Origin of the sequence: Virgibacillus sediminis, from assembly GCF_042643265.1 — a bacterium.
Lineage (GTDB): Bacteria > Bacillota > Bacilli > Bacillales > Amphibacillaceae > Virgibacillus_O > Virgibacillus_O sediminis.
In genome coordinates, this window is sequence record NZ_JBHRRZ010000011.1 from 19,894 (window position 1) to 39,135 (window position 19,242).

Here is a 19,242-nt window from a genome sequence, read left to right on the forward strand (position 1 = left end):
GATCGACAGCAGGGGAGTTGCTTATGTTCGGGCGCTCTATTGGATGGTACCGTAATGGACAATGTCCGCTTCCACATGGAAATCGGCTGTGATCCTGGGGAAGAGCTCCCGCCATTCATCGGACGTCATCTCGCCGTCCTTTTTTTGAATTCGGTAAAGCTTGCCAAAACCGAATGGGTCCGACTGCATTTCCTGGAGTTTCTTTAGAAGGCTTTCATATTCGCTTTTTATTTTCTTCGCGATTTCCTTTTCGAAGAGCTCGGCAACCTTCTCATTCTTCACTACTACTACTTCGGAAAATTCATCCAGACGGACTTTTACTTTTACGTCCACTTGGTAACGGAGACTCTCTTTGTCCACCAGCTTTGCTGTTGTGTCCCCTTTCAATTGAATCTTTATATGGAGATCCTCTTTATTGCCGTTGTCCTCCTGGCCTCCGGGCATGTAAGGTTTAAACGGTTCTCTAGGAAGAGTCAACTCCAGTGGGGCAGGTTGAATTCTATTTAAAAACAGGTTTAGATAAAATGCCTCTTTCAATGATATTTCACCGACATAACGGTCATCCTGGAACACACCCATTGACACCATGGTCGGGAGTTCCTCTTTTATATCAATGACCGGAAGCCATGGATCCTGCCCGGGGGCAAATTGGGTTCGAGAAAACATTTGCAGGTCGCTCCTCGGGATTTTATTTTCCACTTCTTCCTGTTCAATCATACCGTAAAGAAACTGTCCGATGTTAATCTCTGTAAGCTCCTGGCCGGTAGACAGTGTTTCTTCTGCTTTTTGGTTGCTGACAGCCATGAGCATGGTCTCGGAAGTGGTGGCATCCCTGACGAAAGTGTTCAAATAGCGGAGAATCCCCTGTTCTGCTGCATCTTTCCCAAAAAGCTGATACTTCAGCTGCCCTGTTACCAGGTGATAAGCTGATCTGGTGCTTGCATCATCCCTTGCAGCTCTCATGGTATTCCCTTTACCAATTAAAGTTTTGGTCAACCCGGCTGCCTGATCATCAAATTGAAAGATAATCATGGTGAGGTCTAGCTGTTGATCATCCTCGGAAATGTCCACCCCCATAGTATTAATGATCCCCAGCCGTTCAATTTCCCTTGTTTGTGTACAGGCTGTGAGGAGAGTTAATATGATCAACAGATGCAGAACTGCTTTTTTATCGGGCATTTCCTTTGCCCCCTTTATATTTCTTCCATTTTTTCCTTATTAACACAATGGGAAGGAGTACTAGCGGATAGACATATACAAGCCAAAAACCTACGGAATCTGCCACATTGATGACCTTCTGGATTTCAAAATGTTCACTCACTAGTGCGGAGCCGATGATAAGCAGTGCTGCTGATATATACAGTGTTGTCTTTTGTGGAACCTTATACAGGCGGTTTATTCCATAGGTAACCCCCCACATAAACAGCAGCATGTTCGGGAGGGTGACCATCATCCATTCGGCGACTACGACATAATCCAGCCGCTCGATGAAGGGAAACTCCTGGATTTTAAACAGCGACAGGCCTACCCATTCTCTCCGGATCAGCTGCTCTTTACTGAAGTAGCCGATGCTGATAATAGTAAAAATCAGCGTCAGAAGAACAGTCCAAAAAGCAGCAAAATAGACAGGTTTATAGACCTTATCCTTCTCTTGTATGAATGGATAGACAAGAAAAAGAATTTCAAAGCCTATAAGAGTATAGGAAGTGTCCTGTGTGCCGCTGAGCAATTCCGTAAAAGAAGCCTGAAAAAATGGCTGGAAGTGGCTGAGCTGCATGTCGGCCGCCGGTTCGATCAGCAGCAGGAGAACCCACTGAGTCATGAAGAAAAACAAGAAACAAACACCGACAATAATTCTCAAACCCCCTATGACCGTAATGACAATCAAGGAGGTGATCAGGACCCCAAGCACGAGCGGGTGGATATAAGGAAATAAAAACACTCTCAAAATCTCGATATAGGTAATAAGCACGGAAAACAAGGTCCAAAGGAAATATAAAATATAAATGGTTCCTAATAGTTTTCCGAGCCATGTGCCAAATATGTCCACCTGGATACCGAAAATATCAGCATTTTTGTACTGTTTTAGTATAATCAGCATCACCGTCAGGATGACGACAAGTGCGGCATAGGAGATAAGGATGGAAATCCAGGCATCCTGGCCAGCTTCTTGGTATACAATTCGTGGTATACCGACAATCCCCACACCAAGCTGGATTGACGTGATGATAAAGAATAAGTAGAATGCCTGGAGTTTTCTATGGTTTTTCAGGTTTACATTCACATCCATCTCTACACCTACTTGTCAATATCTTTTTTTGCTGCTGATTTCTTTTTATTCAAACGTCTTTTATCTTTCGGACGGTATGAAGCAAAACGTCTTCCCTGGAACTGTGGAGGCAGACGGAAGACAATCTTATTAAAGTCTTTCGCACGGAACGGATAAACCGGTGTGAGGTACGGACGACCGAGCGACTTGATTTTCAACAGATGAATCAAGAGCAGGCAGATGCCGTACATGATGCCGAATATTCCGAGGCTGCCGGCGAGAATGATCATCGGAAACCGCAGGACACGGCTGGCAGTGCCCATCAGATAGCTCGGAGCGGTGAAGGATGCCAGAGCACTTAAGGCCGTGAAGATGATCAGGATATCACTGGTGATGCCCGCCTGTACGGCAGCTGTTCCGATTACCACTCCGCCAACGATGCCGATGGTCTGTCCGATTTTCGTTGGGAGTCTCGCCCCTGCTTCCCGGAGCAGTTCAATCAGAAATTCCAGTAGCAGTGCTTCGAATATAGGAGGAAAGGGAACACTTGCCCGTGATTCCCCGATGGATATAAGCAGCTCCGTGGGTATCATTTCATAGTGGAAGGTGACAGAAGCCACGTACATCGGTGTCAACAGCAGCGTTATCATAAATGAAATGACCCGGATGAACCGGAGGAAAGTACCGGTATTCCAACGCATATATAAGTCTTCTGGTGATTCATAGAAACTTAAGAAAGTAGTTGGAGCAATGATGACGGATGGACTGTTTTCCAGCAGGACACAAACCCTCCCCCGCAGAAGGGAATAGGAAGCTCGGTCCGGCAGTTCTGTTGTATAAAACTGCGGAAACAAGGTGAAAGAGGAATCTTCCACATACTGCATGAGCATATGGACATCATCAACCTGATCGACATCCATCTCTTCCAGCCTTTGCCTCATGGTATTAATGTCCGTCTGATTGGCGATCGATTTAATATAAGCTAGACGTCCCTTGGTCTTTGCCCGTTTGCCAAATTTGACTTCCTCGATAACGAGGTCTGTGGATCTCACCCGCCAGCGCAGCAGATTCAGGTTGGTGCTGAGTGTTTCGGTAAAAGCTGTTTTCGGACCGACCACCACTGATTCTGTATCAGACGTGTCTACTTGGCGGTCCTCTATATTTACCATCGGGTAGGTGAGGGCACTGTTCTCACCATCAATATAGACGAATATCTGTCCTTGGATCAGTCCATCGAGAAGTTCCTCCATATTTTCGACTTGTTTTCCGTTATGGAGGGGGATTTCATTCAAGATATCTGTATTGGTCCATTCTTTATCACTGTCAAGGAGGTTGGACAATAGATGCTGCTCCACCTTCCCCGGCTTGACCTGGTACGTGATAAAGAAAACAGCGATTTTCTTTTTCTGTACTTCATAGACGGTAAAGCTGACATCCGGATTATTTTCAAACTTCTTGCTCAGTGCGTTTTGCAGGTTCTCGGGTGTCGTGGGAAATATACTGCTCATGGATGTTTTCTGACGCTGATTTCGCATGGGTGCCTCCGTAAGTAATCAAAAGAAGATTCGATAGATACCCATAGTATGTGGGAAAAAGGAGCAATTATGAGGAGCTTCCGGAAAAAGAAGAAAAAACTGCCAGTAGGGTGGCAGTTTTTCGGATAATGCTTATTTATCTCGTGTGACCAGATCGAGTTTCCCTGTTTCAGGATCGATAGCTAGGCCGTGAACTTTTACCCCTTCCGGCAGGAGAGGGTGATTACGGATGATCTCTGCGCTTTGTTCGACTGATTCTTCCACAGACCGGAAGCCGCGGAATTCCTCCTCCAGATCAATTCCCGAATGGCTCAACGTGGCCAGTGTATCCTCTGAAACTCCTCTGTCTTTCATTTTATCTTCTAAGGCGGGTACATCCATTTTGGACATTCCACAGTCATGGTGGCCGATCACCATCACCTGTTCAGCCTGCAGGTTATAGATCGCAACCAGGATGCTCTTCATGGTGCTGTCAAACGGGTCACGGATGACGGCTCCTGCATTTTTGACCATTTTAACATCACCGTTCTTCAGGTTGAGTGCCTTTGGCAGCAATTCGAGCAGGCGCGTATCCATGCAGGAAAAAATCACCGTCCGCTTATTAGGAAGCCCATCCGTCTGGTAGGCTTGATACTCCTTGTCGGAAACAAACTGTTCATTGTACGCAAGCATTTCATCCAAATTCATGATTATCATCTCCTTATCTGTTTTATCATAACTTTATGGATACTATAGCATTACTGGACAATTTTCGCACTGGAAAAGCTGTTGAGTAGATGGAAACCTGCCCCGTTCCCCCAAAATTTCCCGGCTTTTTAACGGGTTGCATTGTAAGAATATACGGAATATTGTATAATGATTAAAAGTTGAAATGAGAGGTGAAGGAATGTCCAGCATTGTCCGGGTATGCCGACTTTGCAAAGAGCCGATGAAAAACAGCCCATTCATGATGTGTCCAGATTGTCTTATAGAGAGCGACAAGGTCCGCAGTTTTATCGCAAAGAATCCCCTGGTCTCCCTCACAGAAATATCCCAGTCCACAAATGTACCACATGGGAAAATCAGGGAAATGGTGAAATTGGGCATCAGCAAAAAAAACAGCTACGGTACGGGGATGCAATAATAGAAGACAAAGTAATAGTGTGGTAGGCAGAGAATTCCTTGAACAGTCGGGTGTTCTTTTTTTTTGGGAACCGTATCATCCAGCAAAGGATTTTTTATGCTGAAGATGATATGATTGTAAGGAATGAGATCAGTTGAGTGGTTATAACTCGGGAGGATTTTCATGACGAAGGATAGGGAAAAACAGCAGGATATCATTGATGAGGATCTGTATGAGGATTTCGATGAAGAAGAGATATATGAGATTCTCCAGGAAGAACGACGGAATACGTTAGAGAGGGAGAAAAAAGAAACAGGCAAGCCGAAACGCCCTTTTCCCAAGTGGATATTCTGGCTGATTGCACTAGCCATGCTGTTCAATGTCGTGGCATTGCTTCCCCAGACCTTCTCGATTCCTGCCATCGACTTCCTGAAAGCTTCTGCCAGGTTGTCCTCCCAGGAAGATATACAGTCATATAAAGAGGCGGTGGTCGTAGTGGAGACAGATGACAGCAAGGGGACAGGTTTTGGTGTCTCGGATGATGGCACCATCCTTACGAACCACCATGTCATTGAAGGAGAAGATACGGTAACGGTTGCCTATCCGGATCAAGGTTTGTTTTCAGCGGAAGTGGCGAAAACATACCCTTCGATCGACCTGGCTGTCCTTGAGTTGGAAGGAGAAGATGGTCTGCCATATCTGCAGCTGGCCGATGAACCAGTATTTACGCAAGGGGAACCCATTTATTTCATTGGTAATCCTTTGAGGTTCAACGGCATTGCCAATGAAGGAACGATTATCGGTTCCACCCAGCTGGAAGGCTGGAATAAGGAGGTGCTGATGCTGGATGCTCCTGTCTATAGGGGGAACAGCGGAAGCCCGGTAATCAATGAAGCGGGAGAAGTGATAGGCATCATTTTTGCTACACTGAGGCATGATGAGCATGGGAGGGTCGGATTGTTTGTCCCCATTGATTATTTAGACAATCAATCCTAGCATTTTCTTGGTTCTTCCATAATAGTCGAATGGTTTGGGCGCATAGTAGAAGGGGAATGTTCTTTATATCATTCGACTTAAGAAGGAGGAATGGCTTTGTTATTTTTCACCTCAGATATCAAATCCTATAATATTCAGGCAACAGATGGTGAAATGGGGAAAGTGAAAGACCTTTACTTTGACGATGACAGTTGGACCATCCGTTATGCGGTAGTTGACACGAGAAAATGGCTGCCGGGCAGAAAGGTTCTTTTGTCCCCGTCTTCATTTGTCAGCTTCAAAGAGGATGACAAGCAGCTGGAAGTGGAATATGATAAGGAAACTGTCCGAAACAGTCCCGAAATTCCGGAGGGGCAGGAGATAACCCCAGAAACCGAAAAATCATTGATCGGCTATTATGGCTGGAGCCGTTATTGGCTGACTAGCTCGATGTGGGGTGTGGACAATGGGCCGATCACCTCATCCTTTGATGAGAGAGACTCGTTCAGGGATAAGTTTGCTGAAGATGTTCCCGAAAATGAGGACGCCCGCCATAATCTCCGGAGCGATGAAGAAACAATCGGATTTAAAGTACATGCAAATAACGGAAAAATTGGTACGGTCGCCGATTTGATCTGTGATGATGACGACTGGAAAGTTCGCCAGCTGGTCATCCAAAGCAGTGAATCCTATGTGGAGGAAAAATACCTTCTGGCAGTCACCGAAGAAATTGAATCGGTGGACTGGTTTGAGCAGGACATCTACCTGAATCTTCCAGTAGAAGTAGCAAACCAAAAAACCACCTATTCCAAAAAATCAGATATACTCGTGGAACGGTAAGGTTCTTCCTGAAAAATGCCTCTTTAAAAAGAGGCATTTTTTTGGTTAAAGGCCTGCCAGCTTAATTCTCCCCCAAGAGGCTGGGACATTACTAAAATGTTTATCTATAAAGGCGAACAATGAGCTTGGTTAGCGGACGAAATATACGTAGACTCCTGCGGGAGGAAAGGCCTAGGCGAGACAACGCAGTGCGTAGCACAAGGTGGCTCACCAGCCGCCCGCGGAAGTATATTTTCGAAGCGTTTTATATCCACTAATTAAAATTTTCTAGTTAGTTCACTTATCTTTGGAAAACACTTTTGTCCTGCAACCGATATTTAAATAAACTGTAATGAATTTGTGATAGCTTCCAATTGCTGGATAGTTTATGATAAAGGATGGCTTATAGTCTTATTTAACTGATTAAAAAGATAGAGATGGTGAATCCATGATGGATCAAACAATAACTTTTACCAATAATTACATGTACGATATACCCAAAAAATATCCGATGATGACGAAAATTATAGAGGAAGGGGTGCTTCTGTTTGATAACGAGCAGTACATTGAATGATTCCCCTTTAGAAGAAATGGTGGAAAGGGCCCAAAAAGGCGATGAGTCTGTACAGAATTATCTTCTGGATACATATAAGCCCTTTATCGCGACCTGTGTGTCCGAGGTGTGCAAGCGTTACATTGATCCGCAAAGGGATGATGAATTCAGTATCGGCCTTTCTGCCTTTAATGATGCCATTTTCTCCTATTCCCCGGAGCGCGGAAGCTCATTCCTTTCCTTTGCCAAGCTGGTTGTGAAGCGCAGAGTGATCGATTATATAAGGTCGGTGGTGAAAAAGCCCAAAGCGGTGTCCCTGGACGAGGCATATGATGTAGACCGGGCGGAGACCCCCAGGGAAATTGCAGCTGTCCAGGAGAGGTATCAGCTGGAACAAGATACCTGGCATTTGAGAGAGGAAATCGTTGACTTCAAAGAAAAGCTGACAGAGTATAAGATGACCTTGTCCGAACTTGCCGAAGTTTCACCCAAACACCGGGATGCCCGTGAGTCAGCGATACATACGGCTAAAATTCTATATAATGACGAACAGTTGCGCCTGAAAGTCCAGAGGAAAAAGAAGCTTCCGATTAAGGATTTGGTCAAGCAGGTAAACGTAAGCAAGAAAACCCTTGAGAGAAACCGCAAGTTCATCCTTGCCATCTTCATTGTCCTTAGTGAAGATTATCTGTATCTCAAAGATTATTTGAAGGGGGTGGATTAATGCCAAAAGGAATTGTGATGGAACATAACAGAAAGTATACCATTGTACTTACAAGAGATGGCGCTTTTCAAAAAGCCGCTCCAATGAAGGATACGGTGGAGGGGACGGAGGTCGTTTTTGAACCCTTGGAAGAGCCCGAGCGATTGAAACTTAAACCTGGATTGCCTTCCGTCCGTTTGCTTGCGATTGCATCCATTCTGCTTCTTCTGTTATTGCCGGCTTATTTCCTGGTAGAGGCCGAGAAGAGCTATGCCTATGTAAACCTCGCGATCAACCCAAATATTGAACTGGAAATCGGTGAAAAATTTCAAGTGAGGGAGATTCGGGCCATGAATGAAGATGCCCGTGATATTGTCGAAGAGCTGACAGGCTACCGTGATGAAAAGCTGGAAGAGGTTATCTCCCGGATCATTGAACAAGGCAAGCAGGCTGGCTTTTTCCATCAGGGAGAGGAAAGAAATATGCTGATCGGCATCAGCTATATATCGGAGCAGCGAGAGGAGCCATCCCTCCATCAAAACATCGAACAATTTATCACGGATGAGGAATTAACGTGGAATATCGCTGCATTCCAAGTGCCCCTCGACTGGCATAAGACAGCAGAACAGGAAAATAGGTCGATGAATGAAATAATGGCCGATGCTCTGCAAAAGCAGGAGGAAGTGCCGGAAGATACAGCTGATTCATTAAGTGAAAAAGAAATTGAAATTATTCATTCGTATTATTCGAAAAATGAAACTGTCACAGAAGGTGAATCAGCAGACCCGTCCGATCAGCAGGAAAAGGTCGATACAAACGAAAAGAATACCGATAAAGAAGAAATGGAAAAGCCTTCCCAGGAGAAAACCCTAGATGATGAGGCTGCCGGGCCTGTAAAACATCCAAGCGAGCTCAAGGAGAAGAACGGCCAAGTGAACCGTGCTCCACAAGCCGGGGATAAAGCCAAGAATAATGGATCCCCGAACAATAATAAAAATGGAAATAGCCCGTCGCTTCAAAAAGACAAGGGAAGCGGCGGGGAAGGGAAGAAACCTGCTAAAGGACCGGAGCAAAAAAATGAAAAGCGGGAGAAAAAACCGGGAAAAGAAAACAGCAACAGCGTCACCAATCAGAATGAAAATCATCAAGCCCCCGCTTCAGGCAATAAAGGGAACAATAACTCCAATGAAAACCCCTCCGTAAATACAGGGCAGGAAAAGGGAAATGGAAACGGAAAAGGGAATGTTCAGAGAGCGGATGACCATCCCGGTAAAGGGCCCAATAAAGAGAACCAAGGCAATAATCAATAGCAATTATCAGAGGGAGTGTCTCGTCAGGCACTCTTTTTATATATAAGATGTGTGAGTATCAGCAGCAACGCGGAGTTATCAGCGATAGCGCGGGTTTATCAGCAGCAGCGCATGGAGATCAGCAGGAGCGCGAGTTTATCAGCAGCAGCCCGTAGAAATCAGCAGAAGCACAATTTTATCAGCACCAGCATGAGGAAATCGGCAGTAGCACAAATTTATCAGCACCAGCATGAGGAAATCAGCAGTAGCACAAACTTATCAGCGACAGCAAAAGGATATCAGCGACAGCAAAAGGGTATCAGCAGCAACGCAAATATAATCAGCACCAGCACAAATATAGCAGCCGCACAGACAAATCCCCAACATTCACGAGAAAATCGCCTACAATCACAGACCGGGATGCCACTCTTTGGCATCCCGGTCTTATTAGTTAATGGCTTAGACTTCCATTAATACTACTGGTTCCTGTTTCATTGCATGGTCCAGATAATAAAGGAGGTTGTCATGGTTTTGCATGATTTTCCTCTCGTCGAGGGAGTGGTGGTAGGCATTCAGGAAAAGCTGGATCTTTTTGGAGAGCAGATCATCTTCTGTCCGCACCATCAGTACGAGCAAATCGTCCCAATGTCCCCAAAGTGTATAGTATAGAGCTTTGTCGTAATCAGGTATCTTCAATATTTCCCCTCCTCTAAGTGTAAGGGTTGTTTATATTCTTCCCGTAAACCAATTATTTTTCCGGCATTTAAAGTGATTTTTTTACCAAAATAAGGTGATTCTTACAGCAGAATAATCGGGGAGCTCCGTTACATACTAATAGCAAACATGTAAGGAGGAATAGAATATGAAATGGAAATTTTTGAGTGTGCTTAGTGCATTGTTTGTTATGCTTGCAGCGTGCGGCAATGTAGACGATGCAGACAATAATGGGGCAGCCGGAGACCCGAATGTCAACCAGACCAGATATAATAATGTAAATGATGATGCTGGTGAAGGGATGAACAGAGATCGGGAGTATCAATTGATACGTGATTCTGAAAATGCTCAGGAAAATGGAAATAACAATAACAATGGAAACCGCTATGAGGTATCCGAAGAAGCTGCGGAAAGAATTACCGATGAAGTCGATGAAATTGAGCGCGCTTATGTATTGACTACTGAAAATACTGCATATGTGGCTGCCGGCATGGATGTGAACAGCGCTGAGAGAAACGATCAGAATAACAACGGTGGTACACAGGGAACCGGCCAGAATAATGACGGGAACCTTACCGGTATGAACGGCGGCAATAATGAGGGCGCAGGTGAGATCAACGGCAGAAATGGCGGAGACCAGGGTGACACTGGAAATGCCAGATGGGAAGACCAGCTGAGCGATGATGTCAAAGAGGAAATACGGGATATTGTCCAGTCCGTTGATAATGACATCGATAACGTATATGTTTCCACCAACCCTGAGTTTTTGGATCTGACAAATAATTATGTAGATGATGTGAATAACGGCGAACCAGTTGAAGGGTTCTTCGACCAAATGGGCAACATGATCCAGCGTGTTTTCCCACAGAATGCAAACAATTAATGACAGAAAATGAGTGATTCAGCTAAAAGGATCACTCATTTTTATTTCCCGGGAAATTTTAGTTCTGATAATACCCCGGCACCTATATAATATTACTAGAATGGTTCCCTGCTGTTTTTCTTATGTCGGAATATGCTAAAATTAACGGGATGAGACTGAAGGAGGGATTCCAGTTGACGGATAAAGTATTGACCTATCTGAAGGAAAATCGTGAACGGCTGCTTGGTAAATTAAATGAATTTCTTTCTATACCAAGTGTGAGTACCGACAGCAAGCATAAGGAAGATGTCCAACGTGCAGCAGATTTTATTGTTACATATCTAAAGGACATCCACTTTGAAAATGTGGAAAAACAGGAAACAGCGGGGCATCCGCTCGTTTACGCGGAGTATAATGGAGCGGGGCCGGAAGCTCCGACTGTCCTATTCTATGGGCATTATGATGTACAGCCTGCCGACCCGCTGGAACAATGGAAGAGTGACCCATTTCAACCGGAGATAAGGAACGGCCGCTTGTATGCACGCGGCGCGAGTGATGATAAAGGGCAGGTGTTTATGCACTTGGCTGTATTTGAATCTTATATGAAAACAGAAGGAAAACTGCCCCTTAATGTCAAAGTATGTATTGAAGGGGAAGAGGAGATAGGCAGTGAGAACCTCTATGAGATTCTTCAGGAAAAAAAGGAACAGTTTGCGGCGGATTTCGCCGTTATTTCCGACTCCGGCATGGTTGCTGAAAATCAGCCGACCATCCTTTATGGCCTGAAGGGTTTTACCGGGGTGGAAATCACCGTCAACGGACCGGACCACGATCTCCATTCCGGTATGTACGGCGGGGCAGTACGTAATCCGATCATGGCGCTCAGCCATATCCTGTCCTCGATGAAAAATGAAGAAGAAGTGGTGACGGTGGATGGTTTTTATGACGGGGTGGAGCCGCTCACAGAGGAAGAGCGTAAGTTGATCGCCGATGTAGAAGGAGAAGATATACCAGAGGCTACGGGGGTTCCGGAGACTGTCTCGGAGAAGGGATATACGGCAAAAGAGCATACCCAAGCACGTCCGACCTTTGAAATCAATGGAATATATGGAGGTTATCAAGGCGAAGGGACTAAAACAATCATACCTTCTTCCGCGACGGCTAAAATAACCTGCCGCCTTGTTCCCGGTCAGGACCCTGGGCATATCCAGCATCTTCTGGAAGAGCATGTCAAAAATGTCGCTCCATCGGGGGTCACGGTAGATATCAAAAAAGAGAAACTATCTGCTAAAGCCTATAAAGTGGAACCGGACCACCCATTGATCAAAAAAGCTGCAGCAAGCTATACGAAAGCATTCCGAAAGGAAACGGTGTTTGTCCGGATGGGCGGATCCATCCCGGTCGTCGAATGGATTGATAATATCTACCAGATGCCGATTGTCCTATTGGGATTCGGAACACCGGAAGACCGTCTTCACTCCCCGAATGAAAGCTTTCCGCTCGCGAGCTTTGATAAAGGGATGGAAACATTGGTCCATTATTGGAATGAAGTATAGGAGCGCCTAGTTTCTAAGGGGCTGTTTCGGGGTATTTGAAGGTAATGGATGGAACAAATTAGGGGGGAAAACGATGAAATACGCAGTCGTAACAGGAACTTCCAAGGGGCTGGGGGAATCCGTGGCAAAATTATTCATGGAGGCCGGGATCAACGTCATCGGCATTTCCAGAAGCAAGAACGGCACGCTGCCGAAGCATGCGGAAGAAAACCATGTCAACTACCAGCACTTTTCATGTGATTTAGGAGATATTGAAGCTTTGGAAGAAACATTTGTCAAGATAGCGGAAGAAATATACACAGAGGATCTTAATGCTGTATATCTCATCAACAATGCTGGTGTGGTGGATCCAATTGATCAGGCGATGAACGTTAAAAACAGTGATCTGATCCGCCATGTTCATATTAATACCATTGCCCCGATTGCTTTAATGAATCTGTTCCTGAAAAAATCTGTGGAAACCGACGTCCCGCTTTATGGGGCGAATGTCACTTCTGGCGCTGCAGAGAGGCCGACCTTTGGATGGAGTGCCTACAGTAGTTCCAAGGCCAGTATAAATATGTATACAAGAACTGTAGCTTTGGAACAGGAAGAGCTCAACACGGAAAATAAAGTGATCGCCTTCAGCCCGGGAATCATGGATACGGGAATGCAGGAGAAGATCAGGACCAGTTCAAAGGAACAGTTCACGGATGTAGACACCTTTAAAAATTACAAGGAGAAGAATCTGCTTCGCGACACGGATGCGGTTGCCGGCGTTCTTGTCGACATCCTGACAGATGAGGGAATTAGAAATGGAGAAATATATAATGTAAAAGATTATTTATAATCTGTGCGAATGCCCTACCCAATTTATTTTCCTTGCATACAGTATTGTAGATTGGAAAATAGGGAGGGAATTTCAAATGAGCGACAAAGAATTTAAAGGCCAAGGTTTCGGTTTTGCGTTGCTGGTCGTACTCTTCATTTTATTGATTATCATAGGGACCGCATATAACGGGTACGGCTATGGCGGAGGCTATGGCAACGGCTACGGCGGATATTAATAAATAGTATAGAAAAAGCAGCGGATCATTGGTCCGCTGCTTTTTCTGCTGTTTATAGGAATTGCTGGTGATTGGTCTTAAGTTTTTGGTTCAGGAGCTGCTGAATAAGGAAAACAGCACCCAGAAGGGAACCCATTAACAGGACGGAGGTAGGGAACAGTCCTTGGAAAATCGGGATGTGCCATAGCAAAAGAACGAGGAGTCCGAGTGGGCCAAGCGAAAACACCAGCAGGAATAATCCGGTCATTCGTGACTTGAATACCTCCTGTTCCTCCGTCCAGTTTAATTTTGGGCTGAGAAAATCGAGATACGTTCCCAGCATACTGGTAAACCAGCTGGCAGTGAACATAATTACGAGCCAGGCAGGAAGGATGCTGAGAGGAGCCCCGATAAGGATGCCTAGGATCAGCACCAGCGTAATCCCGAGCAGGTTGATGATCCAGGCGGCTGCAATCTTGCTAAAAAGCACCTGTTTCATATGGAGCGGAAGGAAGAGATTGGCATGCCAGTCCTTTCCTTCTCTAGAGATGGATGAAATGGAGGTGCCATTTCCTGATAACGTAAAAAGGCCGATGATGAAAAGAAGCAGCAGCCATTCTTTTTCATTAAACATGCCTCCAAGCACTCCCAGAGGGTTGTCTCCAAAGTCAAAAATAAACAAAACCAAGATAAAGACTGGAGCAAACAGGCTTTGGATCACACCTTGCATGAAAAAGGCGGGCGTCCGAAAAATCAGCCGGAGCTCTTTGATGATATAGGCCCACCATACCGGCCGGCTCTTAACTTTCTTGGATAATGCTGGCCGGGAACTATTGCGCCTGCTGCCCCCGCCTATACCTAATGCGCCCTTTAGATACAACCGTTGTCCAGCCCAGATGAACAGGAAGGCAGCGGCCAGGCTGATTCCTGTCTGCAGAAGGAAATAGAGAAAGCCTGACAATGAAGCAGCACTTCCGAGCACCATGGCACTTATATAGGATGGCGGATAGAAAGAAGTCGCCGCCTTCAGTAGATTGTCATTCCTCTCAATCATCCCCGCCAGCTGTTGTATGGGGTCTGAACCGGTATTGATGCGAACCAGCACATTGATCAAAATAATCACAGCCAGCGAAAGAGTGCCGCCAATCACCCGGCTGCGGTCCTTATTCTTTGAAATATTGATGAACCGCATGAGCACCATCAGAATAAGAGATGCAGCAGTAAAAGGGATCAGTGGCATAAAAAGGTACAAGATCAGCCCATAGATATAAAACAGCAAAGAAGCTCCGCTAGCGGCTCCATAAGCAAAAAAAGCAGGGAAATACAAGGCTGCGGATATCACGTACATATAGATGAACGGATTGGCAGCTTTGGCTGTGAGCAATTGATATGGCTGAAAAGGGAAATGAATAAACGATGCTATATCATCAGAGAAATAGAAAGCACCAATGATGGTAATGAAGCCTACCAAGAAAAGCAGCAGATGAATCAATAGGAACAGCATGCCGAGAAGCAGCTGTTCCTGTCCTATCGGTGCCAGTATATCATACAAGTTACCAACCAGACTGGATATGACGGACAAGTAGATGAGGCTCATCGGAAGCAGAAAAACTGCGGCAAGTGCATAAAGCCACAGCTGGGAGCTGCTTTTCCCTGCCCGTGAGTATTGCATTTTCAGGATGGTTTTGGTGAGCAGCCAGGTGTTACGCATCGCTGGTCAGCTCCAGAAACACTTTTTCAAGGGAATCCCCGGTCTGATAGGTTTCACGCATCTCATCCAATGTCCCATGAAACAGCAGCTTCCCTTGATTAATTACCGCTACCTCATCACAGAGCTGTTCGACGACCTCCAGCCCGTGACTGGAAAAGAAGACGACATTTCCCTGATCTGCATGCTTCCTCATCATTTCCTTGAGAATATAAGCCGACTTGGGATCCAACCCTGTCAACGGCTCGTCAAGAATCCAGATGGCCGGATCATGCAGCAGGACACCGGAAACAATAATTTTCTGTCTCATGCCATGAGAATAGGTTTGGATATAATCATTCAGCGCATCATAAATATCGAACTGCTTTGTCAGTTCTTCTATCTTCTCCTGTCTGAGAGAAGCTGGCACCTGGTAGATATCCCCAATGAAATTCAGATAGTCGATTCCTTTCAGGCGAAGGAACATATCCGGCTGGTCCGGGACATATCCAAATATTTTTTTTGCTTCCATCGGCGCTTCCTCGATGTCGAAGCCATTCATGGTAATGGTCCCTTGATCGAGAGGGAGGACGCCGGTCATCATTTTGATGGTAGTGGACTTGCCTGCACCATTGGGGCCGAGAAAGCCTGTGATTTTCCCGTCCGGAATGGTCAGTGTCAGGTTATCGATGGCTTTTTTATTCCCGCCATAGTTTTTATCAACATGATTAATATCAATCAAAGGAATGCCCCCTGTAAAAAAGTAGTGCTTACTGAAAAGCCGGCTATTTTATGATACACTTTATGATGAAGTTTTCACCTTAAAAACATGTATACCAGATATTTTAACATATAGATGTGTTAGAGACGGAAAGAGGGGAATTAGATGATTACAAGAAAAAGCAAACGTGAGATTGAAAAAATGCAGGCAGCCGGTGATCTGCTTGCGGAAATCCATAAGGAAATCGCCAAGATGATCAAACCGGGAATCACCACCATGGAAATAGACGCCTTTGCGGAGGAATATATGAGAAAGCATGGTGCCACACCGGAACAGAAAGGGTATCAGGGATACAAATACGCTACTTGTGCGTCCATCAATGATGAAATTTGCCATGGCTTCCCGCGCGAAGAGAAACTCAGCGACGGGGATATAGTCACCGTCGATATGGTCGTCAATTTAGACGGAGGCCTTGCTGATTCCGCTTGGACCTATGCGGTCGGGGATGTTGATGAAAAAGGGAAAAGGCTCATGGATGTGACCAAGACTTCCCTTTATAAAGGAATTGAACAGGCACAGGTCGGCAAAAGGCTGGGAGACATCGGCCACGCCATCCAGACATATGCCGAAGGAGAAGGCTTCTCCGTAGTCCGTGATTTCACCGGCCATGGAATCGGGCCGACTTTACATGAGGATCCGCATATCCCCCATTTCGGATTGCCTAATAAAGGGCTCCGCTTAAAAGAAGGCATGGTCATTACCATTGAGCCGATGATCAATGAAGGAAGCTGGCATAGTAAAATGGATGATAACGGTTGGACGGCACGAACAGTGGACCAAGGCCGTTCGGCCCAATATGAGCATACCATTGTCATCACCAAAGATGGCCCTGTACTGACAACCGATCAAGGAGAATAACTTTTCGGGGGGAGGGAGTTCTATGCGTATTGTGTCCATCTGTCCAAGCAATACCGAGATTGTGGAGTATTTGGGGAAGACGGAAGAACTGGTAGGTGTAGATGACTACTCAGACTGGCCGGAACAGGTAAAGGAACTGCCGAAAGTAGGGCCAGATCTATCGATAGATATGGAGAAGGTAGCTGCCCTGGAGCCTGACCTCGTGCTGGCCTCCTTAAGTGTTCCGGGAATGGAAAAGAATATAGAAGAACTTGAGAGACTGGGACTTCCCCATATTATTCTCCATCCGAATTCCCTCGAAGAGATTGCAGCAGATATACGCAGGACAGCGGATGCACTTGGATGTCCCCAGCACGGGGCTGACAAGGCGGAAGAATTCCTGCAGGAGATAGACTGCTACCGGAGGAAATCGGCGAATTTCACGGAGCGTCCAAGAATTTATTGGGAATGGTGGCCGAAGCCTGTCTTTACCCCGGGGGCGGTGAATTGGCTGACAGAGATCAGTGAGCTTGCCGGTGCCGAAAATATTTTTGCAACGGAAAACAAGGCGAGTGTCCAGACCGATTGGGAAGATGTGAGGAAAAGGGATCCTGAGCATATCTGCATGGTATGGGTCGGGGTCAAAGAAGAAAAAATGAATCCCGAGCTTGTGATAAAACGCCCGGGGTGGCAGGAAATGCAAGCAGTCAAAGACGGGAAGATCCATGTTCTTGAGGAATCATTGTACTGCAGGCCCTCTCCAAGGCTTCTTGAAGGGCTCCGTAAACTGGTGCAAGTTATCGAAGGTTAGCCAAATGCCTTTCTTCCATGCAGTGCTGTAAGTGAATCAAGTTTAAAAAAGGGAAACGAATCGGCGGTGATTCGTTTCCCTTTTTCATTTTCCTTTGGATGAACAGCGCGAATTATTTGCTCCACAATCTTCCGCCAAACAACAGGGTGATCACCGGGCTGATCAGACAGAAGAAGGCGAACGGAAGGTAAGTCAGTACAGGGACATCAAGAACACTTGCAATAAATACACCACAGACACTCCATGGGACGAGCGGATTGATGACGGTGCCGGCATCCTCCAGGGTACGGGACAACAGCTTATTCGGCAGTCCCGCCTTTTCATAGACTCCTTTATATGTTTCACCTGTCAGCATGATGGAGAGGTACTGCTCTCCAATCAGGACATTGACACCGATGGCTGTTGCGGCAGTTGAAAGAATGATGGACCGGGCCTTCTGCAGCTTTTCCTGGAAGGAGGAAAGAAGTACAGGAACAATTCCGGTAATGAACAGGAGACCGCCGAAGCCAAGAGCCAGAATGACAAGGGAAATGGTGAACAGCATGCTGTCTACCCCGCCTTTGGTCAGCAGTTCATTGACTGGTTCGAACGCTGTTTCTCCGGTATAGCCGTTAAACCATACATTCCAGATGAATGACCAGCCAATCCCATCTTTGAAAATCGCCAAGGCCGTTGCGATGAGACTGCTGGCGGCAAGTGCGATAAATGCCGGAATCCGTGCTACGGTACATATGACGAGTACAATTAACGGAATCCAGGACGTCCAATGCATCAGCCCCGTGCTCTCCAGTGCAGCCTGATAATCACCGCTGTTGTTAAGGGAGGCGGTCTCAGCAGGCGACAGGATGGCAAACAGGATAAATGAGATAATAAACGCCGGAATGGTCGTTAAGCTGATATGGCGGATATGTGTGAACAAATCCACACCGACAATGGTCGATGCGAGATTGGTCGTATCGGAAAGTGGAGACATTTTATCTCCGAAGAAAGCGCCTGAGACAATAGCGCCTGCTGTGATGGCAAGCGAGAAGTCCATGGCGCCCGCCATGCCGATGAAGGCGACTCCTATGGTAGCAGTAGTTGTCAGGGAGCTTCCAAGTGAAACACCTATAATAGCCGTGATGGCAAACACGATGGCAAAGAACCATTGACCCCCGATAAACGAGAAGCCTGTATGAATCAATGTCGGTATGGTGCCGCTCAGCATCCAGCTGCTGATCAGGATGCCGATGATGAAAAATAGAAAGACGGCGCCCATGCCGGACGATGCACCAGAAACCATCGCTCCCTGCAGGTCGTTGAAGGAGATGCCCCGAAGCAGTCCATAGGCGATCAGCAACAGTATGCCGATAATCATCGGAATATGTGGAGTGGTTCCTAGACCAATAATGAAATAGCTGATAATCCCAATAATGCCAAAAAATAGTAGTATGGACTCAATTAATTTTGGTGTGTATCTTGGTGCGATTGGAAACAATTTTCTTCCTCCTCTATAGTTGTTGGATGCATTGGTGTAAACACGGATGCTTCACATTAATGATATATAAAAAGCTCCGTCCCGATATAGGGACGAAGCCATCTCCGCGTTACCACCCTGATTGCCGGAAAAACTCTCCCGGCCTCTCTAAGTAAAGATCCGTTTCAATTAGAATGTGTAATTCGAATATTTTCTGCCAGAACTTCCACCTAAACGTCCTGTCTCTGTTTGCTGCTGGAAAATAATC

General features: G+C 45.9%; 21 protein-coding genes. 13 read left to right on the forward strand and 8 right to left on the reverse strand.

Features of this window, described 5'->3' with window-relative positions:
- Nucleotides 1-36: 36 nt before the first annotated feature.
- From ACFODW_RS06065 to ACFODW_RS06080, 4 genes are all read right to left on the reverse strand, one after another.
- Nucleotides 37-1,179: a Ger(x)C family spore germination protein gene (locus ACFODW_RS06065; protein ID WP_390304293.1), complete on the reverse strand. Its 1,143-nt coding sequence runs from the start codon at nt 1,177-1,179 to the stop codon at nt 37-39.
- On the reverse strand, nt 1,169-2,290 hold the full coding sequence (locus ACFODW_RS06070; protein WP_390304295.1) for a GerAB/ArcD/ProY family transporter: 1,122 nt from the start codon (nt 2,288-2,290) through the stop codon (nt 1,169-1,171). Before ACFODW_RS06070 ends, ACFODW_RS06065 begins: the two co-directional genes overlap by 11 nt.
- Before the next feature lie 8 nt (nt 2,291-2,298).
- Nucleotides 2,299-3,804: a spore germination protein gene (locus ACFODW_RS06075; protein ID WP_390304297.1), complete on the reverse strand. Its 1,506-nt coding sequence runs from the start codon at nt 3,802-3,804 to the stop codon at nt 2,299-2,301.
- Nucleotides 3,805-3,936: 132 nt separating this feature from the next.
- Complete coding sequence (locus ACFODW_RS06080) at nt 3,937-4,494, reverse strand: beta-class carbonic anhydrase (protein ID WP_390304383.1); 558 nt, start codon at nt 4,492-4,494, stop codon at nt 3,937-3,939.
- A gap of 196 nt (nt 4,495-4,690) precedes the next feature.
- On the opposite strand from ACFODW_RS06080, the gene ACFODW_RS06085 reads away from it, so the two are divergent.
- From ACFODW_RS06085 to ACFODW_RS06115, 7 genes are all read left to right on the forward strand, one after another.
- Nucleotides 4,691-4,927, forward strand: a complete 237-nt coding sequence (locus tag ACFODW_RS06085) for a hypothetical protein (RefSeq protein WP_390304299.1) — start codon at nt 4,691-4,693, stop codon at nt 4,925-4,927.
- Nucleotides 4,928-5,089: 162 nt separating this feature from the next.
- The gene (locus ACFODW_RS06090) at nt 5,090-5,902 is read left to right on the forward strand and encodes a S1C family serine protease (protein WP_390304301.1); all 813 of its coding nucleotides are present in this window, start codon (nt 5,090-5,092) and stop codon (nt 5,900-5,902) included.
- A gap of 90 nt (nt 5,903-5,992) precedes the next feature.
- Nucleotides 5,993-6,721, forward strand: a complete 729-nt coding sequence (locus ACFODW_RS06095) for a PRC-barrel domain-containing protein (RefSeq protein ID WP_390304304.1) — start codon at nt 5,993-5,995, stop codon at nt 6,719-6,721.
- A 430-nt stretch (nt 6,722-7,151) separates the two neighbouring features.
- Nucleotides 7,152-7,274 (forward strand): hypothetical protein, encoded by a 123-nt coding sequence (locus tag ACFODW_RS06100; RefSeq protein ID WP_390304306.1) that lies wholly within the window; start codon nt 7,152-7,154, stop codon nt 7,272-7,274.
- Nucleotides 7,249-7,977, forward strand: coding sequence for an RNA polymerase sigma-I factor (gene sigI / locus ACFODW_RS06105; RefSeq protein WP_390304308.1), 729 nt, complete (start codon nt 7,249-7,251; stop codon nt 7,975-7,977). The genes ACFODW_RS06100 and sigI overlap by 26 nt, the downstream gene beginning before the upstream one ends.
- Nucleotides 7,977-9,266, forward strand: a complete 1,290-nt coding sequence (locus ACFODW_RS06110) for an anti-sigma-I factor RsgI family protein (protein WP_390304310.1) — start codon at nt 7,977-7,979, stop codon at nt 9,264-9,266. Before sigI ends, ACFODW_RS06110 begins: the two co-directional genes overlap by 1 nt.
- 51 nt (nt 9,267-9,317) lie before the next feature.
- Nucleotides 9,318-9,719 (forward strand): hypothetical protein, encoded by a 402-nt coding sequence (locus tag ACFODW_RS06115; RefSeq protein WP_390304312.1) that lies wholly within the window; start codon nt 9,318-9,320, stop codon nt 9,717-9,719.
- Here ACFODW_RS06115 and ACFODW_RS06120 read toward each other — a convergent pair.
- On the reverse strand, nt 9,705-9,941 hold the full coding sequence (locus ACFODW_RS06120) for a YhdB family protein (RefSeq protein ID WP_390304314.1): 237 nt from the start codon (nt 9,939-9,941) through the stop codon (nt 9,705-9,707). The two genes, ACFODW_RS06115 and ACFODW_RS06120, sit on opposite strands and share 15 nt — an antisense overlap.
- A gap of 166 nt (nt 9,942-10,107) precedes the next feature.
- On the opposite strand from ACFODW_RS06120, the gene ACFODW_RS06125 reads away from it, so the two are divergent.
- From ACFODW_RS06125 to ACFODW_RS06140, 4 genes are all read left to right on the forward strand, one after another.
- The gene (locus tag ACFODW_RS06125) at nt 10,108-10,842 is read left to right on the forward strand and encodes a YhcN/YlaJ family sporulation lipoprotein (protein ID WP_390304316.1); all 735 of its coding nucleotides are present in this window, start codon (nt 10,108-10,110) and stop codon (nt 10,840-10,842) included.
- A gap of 149 nt (nt 10,843-10,991) precedes the next feature.
- Complete coding sequence (locus ACFODW_RS06130; RefSeq protein WP_390304385.1) at nt 10,992-12,377, forward strand: dipeptidase; 1,386 nt, start codon at nt 10,992-10,994, stop codon at nt 12,375-12,377.
- Between the two features lie 73 nt (nt 12,378-12,450).
- Nucleotides 12,451-13,206 carry a (S)-benzoin forming benzil reductase gene (locus ACFODW_RS06135; RefSeq protein ID WP_390304318.1) on the forward strand — a complete coding sequence of 252 codons (756 nt, stop codon included), beginning with the start codon at nt 12,451-12,453 and terminating at the stop codon, nt 13,204-13,206.
- Nucleotides 13,207-13,282: 76 nt separating this feature from the next.
- Nucleotides 13,283-13,423 (forward strand): YjcZ family sporulation protein, encoded by a 141-nt coding sequence (locus ACFODW_RS06140; protein ID WP_390304320.1) that lies wholly within the window; start codon nt 13,283-13,285, stop codon nt 13,421-13,423.
- Between the two features lie 52 nt (nt 13,424-13,475).
- Here the strand turns inward: ACFODW_RS06140 and ACFODW_RS06145 are convergent, their stop codons facing one another.
- Together ACFODW_RS06145 and ACFODW_RS06150 are read right to left on the reverse strand one after the other, a co-directional pair.
- On the reverse strand, nt 13,476-15,113 hold the full coding sequence (locus ACFODW_RS06145) for a putative ABC transporter permease subunit (RefSeq protein ID WP_390304322.1): 1,638 nt from the start codon (nt 15,111-15,113) through the stop codon (nt 13,476-13,478).
- On the reverse strand, nt 15,106-15,831 hold the full coding sequence (locus ACFODW_RS06150) for an ABC transporter ATP-binding protein (protein WP_390304324.1): 726 nt from the start codon (nt 15,829-15,831) through the stop codon (nt 15,106-15,108). Before ACFODW_RS06150 ends, ACFODW_RS06145 begins: the two co-directional genes overlap by 8 nt.
- 144 nt (nt 15,832-15,975) lie before the next feature.
- Between ACFODW_RS06150 and map the strand changes: the two genes are divergently transcribed.
- Nucleotides 15,976-16,728 carry a type I methionyl aminopeptidase gene (gene map / locus ACFODW_RS06155; RefSeq protein ID WP_390304326.1) on the forward strand — a complete coding sequence of 251 codons (753 nt, stop codon included), beginning with the start codon at nt 15,976-15,978 and terminating at the stop codon, nt 16,726-16,728.
- 22 nt (nt 16,729-16,750) lie between these two features.
- Nucleotides 16,751-17,518, forward strand: a complete 768-nt coding sequence (locus ACFODW_RS06160; protein WP_390304328.1) for a cobalamin-binding protein — start codon at nt 16,751-16,753, stop codon at nt 17,516-17,518.
- A 112-nt stretch (nt 17,519-17,630) separates the two neighbouring features.
- Here the strand turns inward: ACFODW_RS06160 and nhaC are convergent, their stop codons facing one another.
- Entirely contained in the window at nt 17,631-18,995 is a 1,365-nt protein-coding gene (gene nhaC / locus ACFODW_RS06165) for a Na+/H+ antiporter NhaC (protein WP_390304330.1), read from the reverse strand.
- Between the last annotated feature and the right edge of the window lie 247 nt (nt 18,996-19,242).

Coding starts and splice junctions, on each gene's coding strand:
- ACFODW_RS06065 (WP_390304293.1), bottom strand. CDS start 1,179: ATGCCCGATAAAAAAGCAGTTCTGCATCTGTTGATCATATTAACTCTC.
- ACFODW_RS06070 (WP_390304295.1), bottom strand. CDS start 2,290: ATGGATGTGAATGTAAACCTGAAAAACCATAGAAAACTCCAGGCATTC.
- ACFODW_RS06075 (WP_390304297.1), bottom strand. CDS start 3,804: ATGCGAAATCAGCGTCAGAAAACATCCATGAGCAGTATATTTCCCACG.
- ACFODW_RS06085 (WP_390304299.1), top strand. CDS start 4,691: ATGTCCAGCATTGTCCGGGTATGCCGACTTTGCAAAGAGCCGATGAAA.
- ACFODW_RS06090 (WP_390304301.1), top strand. CDS start 5,090: ATGACGAAGGATAGGGAAAAACAGCAGGATATCATTGATGAGGATCTG.
- ACFODW_RS06095 (WP_390304304.1), top strand. CDS start 5,993: ATGGCTTTGTTATTTTTCACCTCAGATATCAAATCCTATAATATTCAG.
- ACFODW_RS06100 (WP_390304306.1), top strand. CDS start 7,152: ATGGATCAAACAATAACTTTTACCAATAATTACATGTACGATATACCC.
- ACFODW_RS06110 (WP_390304310.1), top strand. CDS start 7,977: ATGCCAAAAGGAATTGTGATGGAACATAACAGAAAGTATACCATTGTA.
- ACFODW_RS06125 (WP_390304316.1), top strand. CDS start 10,108: ATGAAATGGAAATTTTTGAGTGTGCTTAGTGCATTGTTTGTTATGCTT.
- ACFODW_RS06130 (WP_390304385.1), top strand. CDS start 10,992: ATGAGACTGAAGGAGGGATTCCAGTTGACGGATAAAGTATTGACCTAT.
- ACFODW_RS06135 (WP_390304318.1), top strand. CDS start 12,451: ATGAAATACGCAGTCGTAACAGGAACTTCCAAGGGGCTGGGGGAATCC.
- ACFODW_RS06140 (WP_390304320.1), top strand. CDS start 13,283: ATGAGCGACAAAGAATTTAAAGGCCAAGGTTTCGGTTTTGCGTTGCTG.
- ACFODW_RS06145 (WP_390304322.1), bottom strand. CDS start 15,113: ATGCGTAACACCTGGCTGCTCACCAAAACCATCCTGAAAATGCAATAC.
- map (WP_390304326.1), top strand. CDS start 15,976: ATGATTACAAGAAAAAGCAAACGTGAGATTGAAAAAATGCAGGCAGCC.
- ACFODW_RS06160 (WP_390304328.1), top strand. CDS start 16,751: ATGCGTATTGTGTCCATCTGTCCAAGCAATACCGAGATTGTGGAGTAT.